General features: G+C 62.4%; 14 protein-coding genes and 2 pseudogenes. 11 read left to right on the top strand and 5 right to left on the bottom strand.

Translation table 11 applies throughout. The features are described 5' to 3' along the window. Nucleotides 1–257 precede the first annotated feature (257 nt). From C9422_RS13930 to C9422_RS13915, 4 genes and pseudogenes are all read left to right on the top strand, one after another. A complete protein-coding gene (locus tag C9422_RS13930) occupies nucleotides 258–977 on the top strand; it encodes a response regulator transcription factor (protein ID WP_116581040.1) in 720 nt (239 codons plus the stop codon). Next, nucleotides 974–2,494: a HAMP domain-containing sensor histidine kinase gene (locus C9422_RS13925; RefSeq protein ID WP_116581039.1), complete on the top strand. Its 1,521-nt coding sequence runs from the start codon at nucleotides 974–976 to the stop codon at nucleotides 2,492–2,494. The genes C9422_RS13930 and C9422_RS13925 overlap by 4 nt, the downstream gene beginning before the upstream one ends. Nucleotides 2,495–2,674: 180 nt before the next feature. Beyond that, nucleotides 2,675–2,887, top strand: a pseudogene (locus C9422_RS13920) (ATP-binding protein); the annotation flags it as partial. 180 nt (nucleotides 2,888–3,067) lie between these two features. Then, a pseudogene (locus C9422_RS13915) lies at nucleotides 3,068–3,280 on the top strand (ATP-binding protein); the annotation flags it as partial. A 138-nt stretch (nucleotides 3,281–3,418) separates the two neighbouring features. On the opposite strand, the gene C9422_RS13910 reads toward C9422_RS13915, so the two are convergent. The 4 genes from C9422_RS13910 to C9422_RS13895 form a co-directional block, all read right to left on the bottom strand. Then, nucleotides 3,419–4,174 (bottom strand): class II aldolase/adducin family protein, encoded by a 756-nt coding sequence (locus C9422_RS13910; RefSeq protein ID WP_116581038.1) that lies wholly within the window; start codon nucleotides 4,172–4,174, stop codon nucleotides 3,419–3,421. Beyond that, complete coding sequence (locus C9422_RS13905; RefSeq protein ID WP_116581037.1) at nucleotides 4,171–5,121, bottom strand: GTP-binding protein; 951 nt, start codon at nucleotides 5,119–5,121, stop codon at nucleotides 4,171–4,173. Before C9422_RS13905 ends, C9422_RS13910 begins: the two co-directional genes overlap by 4 nt. Further along, entirely contained in the window at nucleotides 5,118–6,866 is a 1,749-nt protein-coding gene (locus tag C9422_RS13900; RefSeq protein WP_116581036.1) for an amidohydrolase, read from the bottom strand. The genes C9422_RS13905 and C9422_RS13900 overlap by 4 nt, the downstream gene beginning before the upstream one ends. A gap of 81 nt (nucleotides 6,867–6,947) precedes the next feature. Then, nucleotides 6,948–8,552, bottom strand: coding sequence for a 5-guanidino-2-oxopentanoate decarboxylase (locus tag C9422_RS13895; RefSeq protein ID WP_116581035.1), 1,605 nt, complete (start codon nucleotides 8,550–8,552; stop codon nucleotides 6,948–6,950). 310 nt (nucleotides 8,553–8,862) lie between these two features. Between C9422_RS13895 and C9422_RS13890 the strand changes: the two genes are divergently transcribed. From C9422_RS13890 to C9422_RS13860, 7 genes are all read left to right on the top strand, one after another. Next, nucleotides 8,863–9,768 (top strand): LysR substrate-binding domain-containing protein, encoded by a 906-nt coding sequence (locus C9422_RS13890; RefSeq protein WP_116581034.1) that lies wholly within the window; start codon nucleotides 8,863–8,865, stop codon nucleotides 9,766–9,768. Nucleotides 9,769–10,070: 302 nt separating this feature from the next. After that, nucleotides 10,071–11,162, top strand: coding sequence for an ABC transporter ATP-binding protein (locus C9422_RS13885; protein WP_116581033.1), 1,092 nt, complete (start codon nucleotides 10,071–10,073; stop codon nucleotides 11,160–11,162). A gap of 89 nt (nucleotides 11,163–11,251) precedes the next feature. Beyond that, nucleotides 11,252–12,364, top strand: a complete 1,113-nt coding sequence (locus C9422_RS13880) for an ABC transporter substrate-binding protein (protein WP_102701075.1) — start codon at nucleotides 11,252–11,254, stop codon at nucleotides 12,362–12,364. A gap of 10 nt (nucleotides 12,365–12,374) precedes the next feature. After that, nucleotides 12,375–13,247 (top strand): ABC transporter permease, encoded by an 873-nt coding sequence (locus tag C9422_RS13875; RefSeq protein ID WP_015093576.1) that lies wholly within the window; start codon nucleotides 12,375–12,377, stop codon nucleotides 13,245–13,247. A gap of 7 nt (nucleotides 13,248–13,254) precedes the next feature. Further along, nucleotides 13,255–14,082: an ABC transporter permease gene (locus C9422_RS13870; protein ID WP_116581032.1), complete on the top strand. Its 828-nt coding sequence runs from the start codon at nucleotides 13,255–13,257 to the stop codon at nucleotides 14,080–14,082. Nucleotides 14,083–14,292: 210 nt separating this feature from the next. Next, nucleotides 14,293–14,997 (top strand): hypothetical protein, encoded by a 705-nt coding sequence (locus tag C9422_RS13865; RefSeq protein ID WP_116581031.1) that lies wholly within the window; start codon nucleotides 14,293–14,295, stop codon nucleotides 14,995–14,997. Nucleotides 14,998–15,378: 381 nt separating this feature from the next. Further along, the gene (locus C9422_RS13860) at nucleotides 15,379–16,809 is read left to right on the top strand and encodes a PLP-dependent aminotransferase family protein (protein WP_116581030.1); all 1,431 of its coding nucleotides are present in this window, start codon (nucleotides 15,379–15,381) and stop codon (nucleotides 16,807–16,809) included. 105 nt (nucleotides 16,810–16,914) lie between these two features. Here C9422_RS13860 and C9422_RS13855 read toward each other — a convergent pair whose 3' ends face one another. Then, on the bottom strand, nucleotides 16,915–17,715 hold the full coding sequence (locus tag C9422_RS13855; protein WP_116581029.1) for an N-acyl homoserine lactonase family protein: 801 nt from the start codon (nucleotides 17,713–17,715) through the stop codon (nucleotides 16,915–16,917). Nucleotide 17,716: the final 1 nt, after the last annotated feature.

The raw sequence follows: 17,716 nt of genomic DNA, 5'->3' as shown, positions 1-17,716 counted from the left end.
AGGGGTGTTTCATGCAACACAGCCTAGGCTTTGGGTGATCGCCAAATCCTCACGGGAAGTTAAACAATTCGTGATAACTCGGGCCCCGAAAAACCCGCACAATGGGTATGCCCTTAACTGGCTTCACTGACTTCACTGGCTTCACTGTAGGAGCTGCCGCAGGCTGCGATCTTTTGATCTTTAAAAACAAGATCGCAGCCTGCGGCAGCTCCTACAGTGAGTGGCACTACGCACAATGCGCTGAAGGATTGACCTGGATGGAACAGACCAAACGCGTCCTCGTGGTCGAGGACGACCAGCACATCGCCGACCTGATCTGCCTGCATCTTCGCGATGAGCAGTTCGAGGTGGTGCACAGCGCCGATGGCGATGAAGGCATGCGCCTGCTGCAGCAAGGCAACTGGGACGCACTGGTCCTCGACCTGATGCTGCCCGGTGTCGACGGCCTGGAAATCTGCCGCCGCGCCCGGGCCATGGCGCGCTACACGCCAATCATCATCACCAGCGCGCGCTCCAGCGAAGTGCACCGGATTCTCGGCCTGGAGCTGGGCGCCGACGACTACCTGGCCAAGCCCTTTTCCATGCTCGAGCTGGTGGCCCGGGTCAAGGCGCTGCTCCGCCGGGTCGATGCCATGGCGCGCAACCTGAAGATGGACGCCGGCAGCCTGCTCACCGACGGCCTGGCCATCGACCCGATCACCCGCGAGGTGGCCCTCGACGGACGACGCCTGGACCTCACGCCCCGGGAATTCGACTTGCTGTACTTCTTCGCCCGCCAGCCCGGCAAGGTGTTTTCGCGCATGGACCTGCTCAACGCCGTGTGGGGCTACAGCCACGAAGGCTACGAGCACACGGTCAACACCCATATCAACCGCCTGCGCGCCAAGATCGAGGCCGACCCGGCGCAACCGGTGCGCATCCTCACGGTCTGGGGCCGCGGCTACAAATTCGCCACCGGGGAGGAGCCGCAGCCATGAGGCTGACCCTGACGCAACGCCTGTCCCTGGTGTTCGCCGTGCTGCTGCTGGTGTGCTGCGGCACGTCGGCGTGGATGCAGGTGCGCTCCAACCAGATGCATGAACAGGAAGTGGTGCAAGGCTTGTCCCGCGACCTGGCGCAGCACATCGCCAGCGACACGGTGCTGATGGACACCCAGGGCCTGATGCCCAACGCCGTGCGCGATTTGTTCAGCAAGCTGATGCAGGTCAACCCCAGTGTCGAGGTGTACCTGCTCGACACCGAGGGCAAGATTGTCGGCAGTGCCGCGCCCGAGGGCCGGATCCGTCGGGAGCGGGTCGACCTCGCGCCGATCCAGCGCCTGCTGCGGGGCGATCCGCTGCCGATTCCCGGCGACGACCCGCGCAGCGTCGATGCCCGTAAAGTGTTCAGCGCAGCACCGCTGAAGGTGGATGGCAAACCGGTGGGCTATCTCTACGTGGTCCTGCTCGGTGAGGATCACGACCGCCTGGCCGAACGCGGTGCAACCAGCGCGGCGCTCAACACAGCACTGCTGTCCATCGGCCTGGTGGCATTGCTGTGCCTGATTGCCGGTCTCACCGCGTTTGCCCTGATCACCCGGCCGTTGCGCCGCTTGACCGAAACCGTGAGCCAGTTCGACATTGATGGCGTACCGGTCACAGCGCCCCTGCCCGTCGCGGTGGAAAAAGCCGCCAGCCACGATGAAATCGCCGTGCTCGATGCCGCGTTCCGGCAGATGCAGGCCCGCCTGGGCGAGCAATGGCGTTCGTTGACCCGCCAGGACCAGGAGCGCCGCGAACTGGTGGCGAACATCTCCCACGACTTGCGCACGCCGCTGGCCTCGCTGCACGGCTATCTGGAAACCCTGTCGCTCAAGGACGCCACGCTGTCCCCTGCCGACCGCCGTCGCTACCTCGGCATCGCGCTGGACCAGAGCCGCAAGGTCGGTGGTCTGGCGCAGTCGCTGCTGGAACTGGTACGGCTGGAGCACGGCTTCGTGCAGCCGGTGCTGGAGCGCTTTTCCCTGACCGACCTGGCCCAGGACATCTTCCAGAAATTCGAACTCACCGCCGAAGCGCGCCAGGTCGAACTCAAGGCCACGTTCGCGCCAAACGCCTCGGCGGCCTGCGCGGATCTCGGCTTGATCGAACGGGTGCTGACCAACCTGTTCGACAATGCCTTGCGCCATACACCACCAGGTGGAGACATCGAACTGGGCCTGCGCCCGCAAGGGTCATTCATCGAGGTCACGGTCAGCGACACCGGCCCGGGCATCGCCCCGGAACTGCGCGAAGGTTTGTTTCTGCGCCCGTTCAATATCGGCGGCGCACGGCGTGATGGGGGGTTGGGGCTGCGGATTGTGCATCGCATCCTGCAATTGCATGGGCGCGAAATTCAGTTGATCGATATACCGGGGCGGGGGGCGACCTTTCGGTTTTCGTTGCCGATCGATGAAGAGACAGCGTCGGCGCTGGCGGTGCGGTCGATGAACCTCAATACACCGCGGCAGGCCTGAGAGACCGAGGCGCCTGCATCGCGAGCAAGCTCGCTCCCACAGGGTTTTCGGGTGTTCACAGATTTTGCGTACACCCACTAACCCTGTGGGAGCTGGCTTGCCAGCGATGAGGCCAGCCAGAACAACCGAAAACTTCGATCAGCCCCGATACCCCGGCGCCACACGATCCAGTATCCGCAACTGCGCCCGTTCAACATCGGTGGCGCACGGCGTGATGGCGGGCTGGGGCTGCGGATTGTGCATCGCATCCTGCAATTGCATGGGCGCGAAATTCAGTTGATCGATATACCGGGGCGGGGGGCGACCTTTCGGTTTTCGTTGCCGATCGATGAAGAGACAGCGTCGGCGCTGGCGGTGCGGTCGATGAACCTCAATACACCGCGGCAGGCCTGAGAGACCGAGGCGCCTGCATCGCGAGCAAGCTCGCTCCCACAGGGTTTTCGGGTGTTCACAGATTTTGCGTACACCCACTAACCCTGTGGGAGCTGGCTTGCCAGCGATGAGGCCAGCCAGAACAACCGAAAACTTCGATCAGCCCCGATACCCCGGCGCCACACGATCCAGTATCCGCAACTGCGCCCGTTCAACATCGGTGGCGCACGGCGTGATGGCGGGCTGGGGCTGCGGATTGTGCATCGCATCCTGCAATTGCATGGGCGCGAAATTCAGTTGATCGATGTGCCGGGGCGGGGGGCGACCTTTCGGTTTTCGTTGCCGATCGATGAAGAGACAGCGTCGGCGCTGGCGGTGCGGTCGATGAACCTGAATACACCGCGGCAGGCCTGAGAGACCGCGGCGCCTGCATCGCGAGCAAGCTCGCTCCCACAGAGTTTTCGGGTGTTCACAGATTTTGCGTACACCCACTAACCCTGTGGGAGCGAGCTTGCTCGCGATGAGGCAGGCACAAACAACCCGAGATTCCGATCAGTCGCGATAACCCGGTGCCACCCGATCCAGCATCCGCAACAACGCCGCCCACGCCAGTTGCATGGCATCCGGATCGTTCAACTCACCGTCTTCCAACGGCCGCCCCGGATCATTGAACTGCCGCTCGGTATGCGCGCAGACCTCATGCGACGGCAGAACAACTTCACCGGCCGCTTGCGCGGCCAACTGGATTTCGCAGGCCTTTTCCAGGTAATACATGCGCATGAACGCCTGCCCTACCGTCTCGCCCACCGTCAGCAAGCCATGGTTGCGCAGCATCATCACCGGCTTGTCACCCATGTCCGCCACCAGCCGTTGTTGCTCACTCAAGTCCAGCGCCACGCCTTCGTAATCGTGATAAGCGACGCGGCCGTAGAACTCCATGGAAATCTGGTTCACCGGCAACAACCCGCACTTCAACGCCGCCACCGCGCACCCGGATTTAGTGTGGGTGTGCAGCACGCATTGCGCATCTTCCCGGGCACCGTGGATGGCGCTGTGGATCACGAAGCCGGCCGGATTCACCGGGTACGGCGAGGGCTCTACGGCATGGCCGTTGAGGTCAATTTTCACCAGGTTGGACGCGGTGATTTCGTCGAACATCAGCCCGTAAGGGTTGATCAGAAAGTGATGCTCCGGCCCCGGAATGCGCACCGAGATGTGGGTGAAGATCAAATCGGTCATGCGAAAGTGCGCAATCAGGCGGTAGCAGGCCGCCAACTCTTCACGCAAACGTTGCTCTGTCGATGTCATATCCCGGCAACCTCTTTCACAGTGCAATCTTCCAGCCCTTGCCCCAAGGCCTCCCAGCCATCGAAACCCCGGCGAGCGATGAACACCAGGCGTGTGGCATCGGCCCGGACGTCATCCAGTGCCGGCAGAAACTGACTGCGGGTGCCGACATGTTGCAGCCAGTGCGCCGTGCTGCCCGGCGTCAGCAGCACCAGGCCTTTGACCCGGAATACATCGCTGGGCAGCGCCCTCAACCAGCCACGCAAGCACTCGGCATCGAGGGCCGCATTGCTCTGCCACAACCAGCTGCTGAACATCTCGCCGTGATCGCCATCGGACACCCGGGTCAGCGGTTTCTGTGCCCGAGGCTCAAGGTCCAGATCGGTATCCAGCCACAACGCATCGGGCAACTCGGCTTGCACACTTTCATGCACACGCGTCCTGGCGCCCAGTGCATCGCGCAACGCCTGCAACTGCGCCTCATCGACCAGGTCGGTCTTGTTAAGCAACAGCAGGTCGGCAGCGGCCACCTGCGCCCGAGCCAGGCGCGCGTATTCACCCTCGAGTTGCAGATGGCGGGTGGCGTCGACCACCGTGATCACCATATCCAGTTGCATCTGGCTGCGCAGCTGTGGATAAGCCAGGGTCTGCACGATGCGCTGCGGATCGGACACTCCGCTGCACTCGATGACGATGCGCTCCAACCTTGGTTCAAGCTGCGCCAGGCTGGCGAGTTGCGCCAGCAGGTCTTCCTGCACCGTGCAGCAGATGCAGCCGTTCTGCAGGCTGTACACCGCGTCGGTGACTTCGGAAACGATGGCCGCATCGATGTTCAGCTCGCCGAAATCGTTGACGATCACCGCCAGCCGACTGCCTTCGGCACGGCGCACCATACGGTTGAGTAGTGTGGTTTTACCGGCGCCGAGAAAACCCGACACCACGGTCACAGCGATACGTGGGGAAGTCATTCTGCCTTGCCCTCCAGCACCGGTGGTTCGCCTTGCCAGACGGCTTTGAGGCCGACGGTTTCCAGCGTTGAGTGGCGGTCGTAGACCAGTTGCCCTTCAACGAAGGTCAGCAGCACCTGGGTCTTGTGAATGTAGTTGCGTGCCGGTGCAGCGAACAGGTCACGGTCGATGACGATCAGGTCCGCCGACTTGCCCACTTGCAGGCTGCCGGTGCTGTGTTCCAGGCCCATGGCCACGGCGCCGTTGCTGGTGATCACGGTCAGCGCCTGTTCGAGGCTGATCGGGTCACCGAAGCACGCCGGGTCGTCGTTCCACGGGTTCTGCCGGGTGATCATGGTTTCCAGCGCCAGCCACGGGTCGATGGACGCCACCGGCCAGTCGGTGCCCATCACCGCCGTGCCACCGGCGGCGAGCACGCCTTTGAAGTCGTAGATGCGCTTGAGGCGTTCCTGGCCGTAACCGGAACGCGCGCCGCTGGCGAACGGCGTCGGATACCAGGCGGCCGGGGAAAACTCGGCGATGACATTCAGTTCCTTGAAGCGCGGCAGGTTGCCGGGGTGCAGCAAGGTGCTGTGGGCGCACTGGTGGCGAACACCGCTGAAACCGTTGCGACGACGGGCCTCGGCCACGGCATCGAGGAACACGTCGGAGGCGCCGTCGCCGGTGCAGTGGGCGATCACGCGGATGCCCTTGCGGTCCATGTCCACCACCATGTCGGTGATGTGTTCCGGGGTCAGGTTGAGCTTGCCGCGCCAGCTCGATTCCTGCGGCCACGGGGTCAGCAGGTACGAAGACTTCGGCTCCACGGTGCCGTCGAAGTGGAACTTCACCGCGTTGGCGCTCAGGCGCGCGCTGCGGTAGTAGTGACGTTCGCCGGCCAGCAGCTCCCAGCGTCGACGCACCGGGAAGATGTCGTCCTGCCAACTGATCGCCGCTTCGATGCGCACCGTCAGTTCGCCGCTGTCGTCGAGTTCCTTGAGGGCCTGCAAACGCTGTTCGCAGACGTGCACGTATTTGCTCGCCGTGACGCCGCGCGAGCTCTGGAAGTGCACGCCATCGCGGTAGGCACGGCGCAGCACGCTGACCGGAGTTGGTGGCATGGCGGCGTGGATCATTGCATAGGCACCGTCGATCATCAGGCCGGTGGGTTCGCCGGTCAGCTCGTCACGCTCGAAATAACCATTGCGCGGGTCGGACGTGTGGCGGTCGATGCCGGCCAGCTCCAGGGCCTTGGAGTTGACCATCATGGTGCCCCACATGCGGTCGAGCAGTGCCACCGGGCGGTCCGGCATCACGCTGTCGAGCCACTCGCGGCCGGGGGTCAGGCCAGCCTCGCGGAAGGTGTAGCGTACCCAGTACTGGCCGTAGATCCAGCCGTCGCCGGGATGGCTGTCGGCGTAGGCGAGGATGCTTTCGCGCAACTGCTCCGGGGTAGGGTCTTCAATGCCGACGTCGAGGTCATCGGCGTAGCGCGGCGCCAGCGCGAGGTCGGGGTGCGTGTGCATGTCGTGCAGGCCCGGCATGCAGAATGCGCCTTGCAGGTCGTGCACGCGGGTGTTCGGGCCCTTGAACATCTCGATCTGGCCGAGGCTGGCGACTGCGATCAACTTGCCGTCGCGGATAGCCACGGCCTCGGCCCACGGGTTGGCCGGGTCCTGGGTGTAGATACGTCCGTTGGTGAGGATCAGGTCGGCGTAGGTCCCCTGCACGGAATGGGTAGAGGAAAAGTTATCGGACTCAGCCATGTAAGCCACCTTCGAGTTCAGGAGATTGAAAGGTCGACCGGACGTTGTGCGTGTCGGCGACCTGAAAAATTTGTTGTTGTTTTAGTCAGCCAGAAACATGGTGGCGTCGACCTCGATCATCACCGGCTCATCGCTGCTGCCGAGTTGCCCCAGCAGCTCGCGCAAACCGTCCAGGTCGCGTGCCCGGTGATGGCTGACGTGGCAGCTTTGCGCGAGGGCGGCGAAGTCCGGCGTGAGGATGTCCACCCCCAGCAACGGCACCGCCTTGGCGTTCATGTAGTCGCGGATTTCGGCATAGCTGCTGTTGTTCCACAGCAGCAGGATCACGCCGACGCCGGCCTCTTTGGCGGCGATCAGTTCGGCGCTGGAAAACTGCAAGCCACCGTCGCCGACCAACGCCACCACCGGGCGCGAAGGTTGGGCCAGCTTGGCGCCGATGGCGGCGGGCAAACCGTAGCCGAGGGTGCCGTAGCCACTGCCGGCGTTGAACCAGCTGTTGGGGGTTGGCGCCCGGTAGCCGAGCGCGCCCTGGTACACCGGTTGGGTCGAATCGCCGACGATCAGTGGCTGCGGCAAGTGATCGCGCAGGGTATCGAGCAGCGCTTGCATACGGGATTGTCTGGCGCTCCAGCCGGCGTGTTCGAGGGCGTTGACCTTGCCCGCTCGCTCAGCCGCCCAGGCTGGATCGGCCTGGCGCTGCGGCAGTCGATCGAGCAACAACAGCAAGCCTTGCCCGGCATCGCCCAGCAGGCCGACCGAGGCCGCTTGTACACCGAGTATTTGCATGGGATCGATGTCCAGGCGAATCAGCGGTGCCTTGAACTGCACAGGGCCAAGACCGAAAAAGTCGTAGTCGGTTTCCCCGAGTTCGGTGCCGACGGCCAGCACCAGGTCGGCCTCGGCAAATAGCTCACGACCATGGGCCGAGGACTGCACACCGTCGAGCAGCAAAGGATGTTCGGGGGCCAGCAAACCGCGGGCGTTGGTGGTCAGCGCCACAGGGGCCTGCAGGCGTTCGGCGAGTGCGGTGAGCGCCTCACTGGCCTGGCGTGCGCCACCACCGGCGAGAATTAACGGACGCTTGGCGTTGTTGATCAGGGCCACGGCGTCATCGATGGCTTCCGGCGCCGGGGCCGGTGCGGCCGGCAATGAACGCGGGTGCAGGTCCAGCCCGTCGGCAGACATTTCCAGCACATCCAGCGGAATCTCGATGTGCACCGGCCGCGGCCGCGTACAGCCGAACAAGGCAAAGGCCCGTGCCAGCACTTCCGGCAATTGCGACGGGTGTTGCAGCGTATGGCTGAAAGCACAGACCCCGGCGACCAGCGCGCGCTGATCCGGCAATTCATGCAGGTGGCCATGGCCCAGGCGCAGGTGTTCGCGACGGTTGCAGGTAGAAATCACCAGCATCGGCACCGAGTCGGCATAGGCCTGGCCCATCGCGGTGATGATGTTGGTCATGCCCGGTCCGGTGATGATGAAGCACACTCCGGGCTTGCCGCTGGCACGGGCATAACCATCGGCCATGAACCCGGCGCCCTGCTCGTGGCGCGGGCTGATGTGCTTCAGGCGACTGCCGTGCAGGCCACGATACAACTCGACGGTGTGCACGCCGGGAATGCCGAAGACGGTTTCAACACCATAGCCTTCCAGCAACTGAACGAGCGCCTCGGCACAACGGGTCATGCAGCACCTCTTGGATAAGGGGCCAACTCGGCCCAACGACGGATGGGGCTAGTATTGTTGAATCAACCGATACAACAATCGATTTTTTTTGGCCTGACTGTTCGATTTACGTCACCATACAGAAGAGCAAGCGCTAACCTTGTGGCGAGGGAGCTTGCTCCCGCTGGGTCGCGCAGCGGCCCCATTACCCATCGCCTGTTGGGCCAGATGTACTGCAAAAACAGCTTTGCGACTGCTGCGCAGTCGAGCGGGAGCAAGCTCCCTCGCCACAGGTCTGGCTCATGTCTTCAAACATTCAATGGGATGATTTATGCGTTTTCCTTCGATGACAGCCCTTCGTGCGCTGGATGCGGTTGCCCGCACAGGCAGCGTGTCGGTCGCGGCCCGTGAACTGAACCTGACCCGCAGCGCCATCAGCCACCAGATCAGCAAGCTCGAGGAGTGTGTCGGTTTCGCCCTGACCGAGCGCATTGGCCGAGGCATCGGCCTGACGTATCAGGGCGAACGCTATGCGCGGGAAGTGCACGGGATTCTGTTGAACCTGCTCGACGCCGGACAGTTGGTCGACGACCAGGAGATTTCCGGACGGTTGTGCGTCAGTTGCGCGCCGGGGTTCGCCACCTATTGGTTGTGCCACCACATCGGTGCTTTTTTGCGGCAGTACCCGCAAGTGCAGTTGCAACTGGTTTCCCCGCGCACGCCGGACGACACCAACAACCACAACGTCGACCTGTTCATCGCCTACGGGATTGGCGACTGGCCGGAAATGAATGTTGAAGAGATTGTGGCTTTGCGCTTCTTCCCGGTGTGCAGCCCGCGCCTGATCAACGCCTTGGGCGGCCTGAAAAGCCCGCAGGAACTGAGCAGCTACCCCTTGTTGCACATGACCGACTACTCGGACTGGCGCGTGTGGCTGACCGCCGCGGGGGCTTCCGCGGTCAACGCGACGAGCGGCATCCTGTTCTCCGATGCCCACTGCGCCCAGTCCGCGTGCATTGCCGGCCAGGGCATTGCTATTGGCGACAACCTGATCAGCGGCGATGCCTTGTCCAAGGGTTTGCTGGTGCGCCCGTTCGACATCGGCATCGATTTGCACCGTGGCTACTACCTCGCGGCAGACCCGCAAAAGGCCGACCGCGCCGTGGTCCAGGCCTTCGGCAACTGGGTCAAGACCCAGCTGCAATCGTCCCGCCAGACCTGGCAGGACACCCTGTAAAAGCACATCACATTCCCCTGTGGGAGCGAGCTTGCTCGCGATGAGGCCACCACAGTCACCATTGATGTCGCCTGATAAATCGCTATCGCGAGCAAGCTCGCTCCCACAGGGTAGAAGCTCTATTTCGGGGCCTCTGGCCGAGGCGAAATACACAGCTTATTTGTTCAATAAAACTAACCAATACGAGCAAAATAATTCCATTGATGTAGCGATATTTTTAACAATAATAAGTCCCCAAAGCCCATTTCGGATTCGCATCCGTCCTCGTACGTCTTATGGGCAATAAAAAGAGGAACCTCATTGTGTCCAGCCGTTCAGCGATCCAGCTCAGCGCTCAAGGTATCAGCCAGTATTACGGCCGTTTCGCGGCGCTGGATAACGTCGATCTCGACGTTCGCCAAGGCGAATTTCTTACCCTGCTGGGTCCGTCCGGCTCGGGCAAGACCACCTTGCTGATGATTCTGGCCGGCTTCCTCAGCCCGACCTCGGGCAAGCTGATGGAGCAAGGCGTCGATATCATCCGGCGCTCCGCCGAGAAGCGGAACTACGGCATGGTGTTCCAGGGTTATGCGCTGTTCCCGCACATGAGCGTGGCCGACAACGTGGCCTACCCGCTGCGCATCCGCAAAGTCCCCGTTGAAGAACGCAATCGCCGGGTCAAGCACATCCTCGAAGTGGTCGGCCTCGGTGCGCATATGCACAAGAAACCCGCCGAGATGTCCGGCGGCCAGCAGCAGCGCGTGGCGATTGCCCGGGCGCTGGTGTTCGAGCCGGAACTGCTGTTGCTCGACGAACCGCTGTCGGCGCTGGACAAGAACCTGCGCGAACAACTGCAAACCGAGCTGCAACGCATCCACCGTCAGGTCGGTACCAGTTTCGTGTTCGTCACCCACGACCAGAACGAAGCGTTGGCGCTGTCCTCGCGCATCGCGATTTTCAACCACGGCAAGCTGACCCAGGTCGACACCCCGGAAAACATCTACAACCGCCCCGAGAGCCGTTTTGTCGCCGAGTTCCTCGGCAAGATGAACCTGTTCCCGCTGGACAACCTGACCCGCAACGGCCAGAACGCCAGCGGCCGCTGCGGCACCAGCGTATTGCATGCCCAGGCGCCGAACGCACTGAGTGCGGCACCGATCGTGCTGGCCGTGCGCCCCGAGCACATGGAATTGCACAGTGAGTGCCCGACTCGCGACGGCTACAACGTGATGCCCGCGCAACTCACCGACAAGGTCTATCAAGGCTCCAGCACCCATCTGGCACTCAAGGTCGGCGGCGATACGCTGCCGATCAACCTGTCCGTGCCCGGCAATCACCCGGGCGCTTCGATGCCCAGCGGCGCGCCGGTGTGGCTGAGCTGGCCGGTGCAGCAAAGCTTCCTGCTTCAGGCCTGAACCCCCAAAAAAAGCGTCACAAAGCTCTCTTCCAATGACAACAAAAAGGCCGGTGCCCACGCAGGCACCGGCCGACTGAGGACTTGCCCATGCGCCAGGATCACCAACAAGACTGCATCGAAGTGCTTATCGACAAGGCCCGCGACGGTCAGATCAACCGCCGCACCTTTATCCAGGCCATGGGCCTGCTGGCAGCGGTGCCCCTGGCGCTGCGCAGCGGCATCAGCTGGTCGGCGGACAAGCCGCTGGTGGTGGTCAACTGGGGCGGCGACGCCCTGAACGCATTCCGTTCGGCATGGACCGACACCTTCACCAAGAACACCGGCATCCAGGTGCGCATCGACGGTGCCGGCCCGACCGAAGGGGCCATCCGCTCGCAGTTGGCCAGCGGCCAACCGAGCTGGGACGTGGTCGACGTCGAGAGCTACAGCGCCATCGTGCTGGGCCGGGAAAAGATCCTGCAGCCACTGGACTACAACACCATCAAGCGCGATCAGGTGGCCCCGGCGCTCTCCTCCGACTTCGGCATCGCCAGCTACCAGTTCAGCTACGTGATGGCCTGGGACAGCGAAAAATTCGGTGAAAACGGGCCCAAGACCTGGGCCGATTTCTGGGACGTGAAGAAATTCCCCGGCAAGCGCACGCTGTACAAGTGGATGAACGGCATGCTCGAAGCGGCGTTGCTCGCCGATGGCGTTCCGCCTGACCAGCTGTACCCGCTGGACGTGCCACGGGCGCTGAAGAAGATCGACGAGATCAAACCTCACGTCCTGTCGTTCTGGAGTTCGGGTGCCGAGAGCCAGCAACTGATGGTCGACGGCGAGGTGTCGGTGGGTGCGATCTGGCACACCCGCGCCAAGCTGCTCAGCGAAGACACCGACAACCGCGTGCGCTGGAGCTTCGACAACGGCTTCATCAACTCCAGCAGTTGGGCGGTATTGAACGGCAACCCCGGCGGCACTCAACCGACCATGCAGTTCATCCAGCAAGCCTTGCAGCCTGAAGGCCAGCTCAAGCTGTTCGAACTGCTGGGCAATGGGCCTTCCAACAGCGCCACGGAAAAGCTGATGTCGGCCAAGCAACTCGAAGCCAACTGCGCCTCTGAAGAAAACCTGAAGAAGCAGATCGCTCTCAACGCCCAGTGGTACGCCGACAACTACTCCAAAGCCCTGGAAGAGTACCTGACGCGGTTGTCCAAGTGAGCCTGTGACCATGACCACCACCCTGACCTCGACCCTGACCGCCCCCAAGCCCCGCTTCAGCTCGCCGGGCCTGGAGCGCGGCCTGCTGCTGTTTCCGCTGCCGGTGTTGCTGCTGGTCTTCTACGTACTGCCGTTCCTCGGCGTGGTCGGCTGGAGCTTCTCGCTGCCGACGCCGGGCATCGAGCAGTACCAGCGCATCGCCACGGACCCGGCGATCCACGAGATGCTCTGGCGCACGTTGCGCCTGTGCCTGACCGTCAGTGGCCTGGCCTTGATCATCGGTTACCTGCTGGCCTACTGCTGGGTGTTCAGCCCGCCGTTCTGGCAGCGCGTGGTGGAGATCTGCATCTTCATTCCGTTCTGGATTTCCGTACTGGTGCGGGCCTTCGGCTGGTTGATCGCCCTGCGCAGCAACGGCGTGCTCAACAATGGCCTGATGGGCATGGGGCTGATCGACCAGCCGCTGCAACTGAGCCGCAATGAGATAGGCGTAGTCATCGGCATGCTCCACGTGATGATCCCGTACGCGGTGTTCCCGCTGCTGTCGACCATGCGTCAACTCGACCAGCGTGTGCTCATGGCCTCTCGCGGCCTGGGGGCCGGTGCCTTGCGCACCTTCTGGCAAGTGCTGCTGCCGCAGACCCTGCCGGGCATCCTGGGCGCGTTCATCATGGTCTTCGTGTTCTGCCTGGGCTTCTTCATCACCCCGGTGCTGTTGGGTGGCGGGCAAACGGTGATGATCGCCGAGTATGTGTTCCTGCAAATGTTCCAGACCAGCAACTGGGGCCTGGGCGCAGCACTGAGCGTGGTGTTGCTGGCCCTGGTCAGCGCGCTGATCTGGGTGCTGTTGAAAATGACCCGCGTCAACCGACTGGTAGGCTGAGATCACTATGAATACCCATCGCACAAGCCTGAGTACGCGGCTGTTGGCCGTGGTCGCCATGGCCTTCATGCTGTTCCCGCTGCTGACGGTCATTCCAGTGTCGTTCACCAGCAAGCGTTTCCTGTCGATGCCCGAAGGCAACTGGTCGCTGCGCCACTACGAAGCGCTGGTGAGCAACCCGGACTGGTTCCACGCCATCAGCCAGAGCCTGACCATCGCCTTCGCCACCAGCGTCATAGCCACCTTGCTGGCCGCGAGTTTCAGCCTGGGCATCTGGTACATGCGCTCGAAATGGGCCACGGCCCTGATCGGCCTGGTGCTGCTGCCGATGGCGATCCCGCCGGTGATTTCCGCGCTGGTGCTGTACTTCATGGAGACCAAGCTCGGTCGCTTCGCGCCGGGCATGGGCTACGACACCCTGACCGGCGTGGTGATTGCCCACGTGATCATGGTGGTGCCGTACGGCGTGGTGACCATGCTGGTGGCCCTAAGCCAGATCGACCGGCGCATCGAACTGGCCTCGCGCAACCTTGGTGCCAGCCTGATGCAGACCACGTTCATGGTGATCCTGCCGAACCTGAAACTGGGTCTGGCCTCCACCGCGCTGTTGGGCTTTGCACTGTCCTGGGAAGAAGTGGCGGTGACGCTGTTCATCACCAGCGTCAACGTCGACACCCTGCCCAAGCGCATCTGGAGCGGCTTACGCGATAACGTCGACCCGAGCGTCGCGGCGATTTCGGTGTTGCTGATCTCGCTGACGTTGCTGGTGCTGATCGGACGGTTGGTGATGCAGTATCTGGCGGATAAACGAGCGCAGAAACTCCTGCATCCCTGACTGAATACGCACCCCTGTAGGAGCTGCCGCAGGCTGCGATCTTTTAATCCTGATTTTCAAGATCAAAAGATCGCAGCCTGCGGCAGCTCCTACAGGGGCTTCGTCTATTGGGCCGTGACAACGCGGCGTCGGTCCAATAGATTAGGCGGCCTGAAAAAGCCCCCGGGCTTTCTCGCCCCTATTCAAGCTGAAAAAAGTAGTGAAATTTCAATGTCCGATTCCAACACCGCTGAATCCGTAGTCACCTTGTCGTCCAAAGCGGAATACGAAAACTCCATCAATCTTTCACAACACGTACCCCAGGCGAAAACCATCAGCGAGATGGTGCTGGACGCTTTCCAGTCCACCCGCGAGAGCGACCAGATCCGCGAACTGCGCGCCGCCATTCGGCAGGCCCACGACAGCTTCGACGACGACAAGGCCTATGAACTGATGGGCCAGCTCAAGCAACTCAAGGACGCCGAAGCCGCCGACATCGCCGCGCTGGAAGACCTGAGCAGCAAGTTCCCGATCAGCCGCATCCTCTCCAGCTTCAAGGACGACCCGGCGTTCCAGGAAATCGTCTACGGCCTGGCCCTGAAGGTGCTGAACCAGACGCACCAGGCCATCAGCAACCCGAGCGGCGGCAAGAGCAAGGCCGCCAAGGCCAAGAAAGAAGTCGAAGTGTTCACCATCAGCAAGGACGGCATCAGCGTCACCCTGCCGCTGCGCACCCCGCGCTCGCGCCTGAACGTCGACCGTGAAGCCCTGGAGTTCCTCGGTTTCATCTTCGTGGGTGAAGGCGAAGAGGCGGAACTGGAAAGCGAGACGTTCCTGGACAACAGCGGCGCCGAGCAGGCGGTCAACCGCAAGAACATTATCACCGCCCTGCAACAGCAGACGGCGTTCGATGGGTACAGCATCGCCGCGCAGTAATACCTGATGTTGTGACTTGCGAGCTTGTCTGTGGCGAGGGGGCTTGCCCCCGTTCGGCGGCGAAGCCGTCGTAAACTCGGTGAATGCGGTTTTCCTGAAAGACTCAAATAGCTTGATTGGGGTGGCTGCGCCACCCAGCGGGGGCAAGCCCCCTCGCCACAGGCAAGCTCCCTCGCCACAGGTCACTCACTGACTCAAATAAGAGCCCTGCCCTAGCGCAGGGCTTTTTATTGCCCGTGATTCGGGCAAAACCGCGATTACTCTTCCAGTATCGACGCAGAACAACACTTCCCTTCACCCATGAGCACCACGGGTCCGCCTGCGGGGAGCGTCAACTCACTTTCCAGCCCAGACCTCGGTGGTGCAACTGCTGAGGTCATCATGAACACGACCCCTTTGTATCGCCAACTGGCCAATCACTATCTGGACGCTATCCGCAGCGGCACCTTGAAAACCGGTGAACGCTTGCCCTCGATCCGCTTGATGATGGAAAAACACGCCGTCAGCCTGTCGACCGCGGTGCAGGTGTGCCGGGAACTGGAAGACTGCGGCGTGCTGGAAGCCCGACCGCGTTCCGGCAACTACATTCGCCAGCCCGACACCCTGCCCAGGCCCGCCCCGGTTGCCTCGGCGCCAGCGCTGGATACCAGCGCCTATGTCGGCATTCATCAACAGGTCTCAACGGTGCTCAAGGCCAGTCAGCGCGCAACGGTCAAGGTCAATTTCGCCAGCGCCTACTGCGCGCCGGAGCTTTATCCGCTGAAGACCTTGCAAGACAACATGATCAAGTCGCTGCGCTACGACACCTGCCTGCTCGGCGCCGCGGGCTCGACCTGCGGCAACAGCGCATTGCGCCACCTCCTGGCGCGGCGGGCGCTGGCCAGCAAGACCCACCTGGCCCCCGAACGGGTCGTGATTACCAACGGCGCCACCGAAGCGATCAACCTGGCCTTGCGTGCGGTCACCCGCCCCGGCGACACCGTGGCCGTGGAGTCGCCGACCTTCTACGGTCTGCTGCAAATTCTCGAAAGCCTGAGCCTGCGGGTACTGGAAGTCCCGGCCTCGGCCCACACCGGGCTCAATCTGGCGGCCCTGGAAGGGCTGCTGCAAGGCCCTGAACGGGTCAAGGCGTTGATCGTCATTCCCAACCTGCAAAACCCGCTGGGCAGCATCATGCCCGACGCCCACAAGGCACGGCTGGTGCAACTGTGCGCCGAGCACGACACCGTGCTGATCGAGGACGATACCTACGGCGACCTGGTGGACACCGAGCAGCCGCTGTCCACGCTCAAACATTGGGACCGCAGCGACAACGTGATCTATTGCGCCTCGTTGAACAAAACCCTGGCACCCGGCATGCGCCTGGGCTGGATCAGCGCCGGGAAATGGCACGACCGTGTGGAGATGCTCAAGCACACGCAGTCGCGGGGGTGCGAGCTGTTATCGCAACTGGCGGTCAGCGAATTCATGCGCACACCGTCTTATGAGCGTTACCTTCGACGGTTGAGGAAAACCCTGACCGTACAACGCGCGCAGATGAGCACGGCGATCACCCGCTATTTTCCCATCGGCACCAGCGTGACCCACCCACAAGGCGGCACGTTGTTATGGGTGGAATTGCCTCGCCGGCATTCATCCATGGCGTTTTTTCACGAGGCGCTGAAGGTCGGCATCCAGATTTCTCCTGGGGATATCTTTTCCAACACCGAGCGCTTCAATCACTTTGTGCGCATTGGCTGCGGCGCGCCGTATTCGCCGCGGATCGATGAGGCCTTGGCGACCTTGGGCAACATCCTAAAAAACCAGTTCTAACCACAATCCCCCTGTAGGAGCTGCCGCAGGCTGCGATCTTTTGATTTTGATTTTTAAAGACCAAAAGATCGCAGCCTGCGGCAGCTCCTACAGGGGGTGTGGGATTTATCGGGGGGGTTGGTGCAGGCAAATGATATGCGGGTCGTCATTCCAGTGCGGGAAGCGCTCGGCGATCAGCGGGTCGTGGCCGGGGATGACGTGGTCTTCGCCATCGGCCAGGCGGTCGATCTCGGTGAAGGCTTCGAGGGTTTGCGCCAGGTCATCGAGGATCGGGAACGGACTGCGCTCACGAATGTTGACCCACAGGTGCGCGGCATCCGAGGCCAGTACAATCCAGCCGCGCTCAGTATTCACCCGCACCACCTGGCTGCCGGGCGTATGCCCGCCCACCGGGTGCAAGGTCACGCCGGGAACGACCTCGACGACTCCACCGTGCAAACGCATCCGCCCTTCGAACAGCGGCGGCAGCGCCGACATTACGTCCTCGACCTCGTAGGTTTTGTTCAGCGTGCGATGGGACATTTTCGGCCCGGTGCAAAAACGCAGTTCCGCTTCCTGCAAATGCACGGTCGCCTTCGGGAACAGCCCGAGGTTGCCGGCATGGTCCCAGTGCAAATGAGTGAGGATCAGGTGCTCGACCCGGGCCGGATCGATGTCCAGCTGCCGCAGGGATTCTTCCGGCAGGCGGTACATCTGGCGATTGCGCCGGTCCGCCGTGGCCGGCTGGAAACAGGTGTCGACCACGATCACCTGCTGCTCGTTGCGGATGACCCAGAAGTAGTAATCCAGCGGCATCGGCGCATTCGGATCACCGCAACAGGCGTCGTAGAGAAAATTCTCCCTGGCGGTGCGCTGGGCGTTTGCGCCGACACGGATGGCGAACACTTCGTACACAGGCGTGGACATA

Source organism: Pseudomonas sp. B1(2018) (assembly GCF_003097365.1).
Taxonomy (GTDB): Bacteria; Pseudomonadota; Gammaproteobacteria; order Pseudomonadales; family Pseudomonadaceae; genus Aquipseudomonas; species Aquipseudomonas laurylsulfatiphila.
This window is presented reverse-complemented; position numbering and strand designations above follow the sequence as displayed.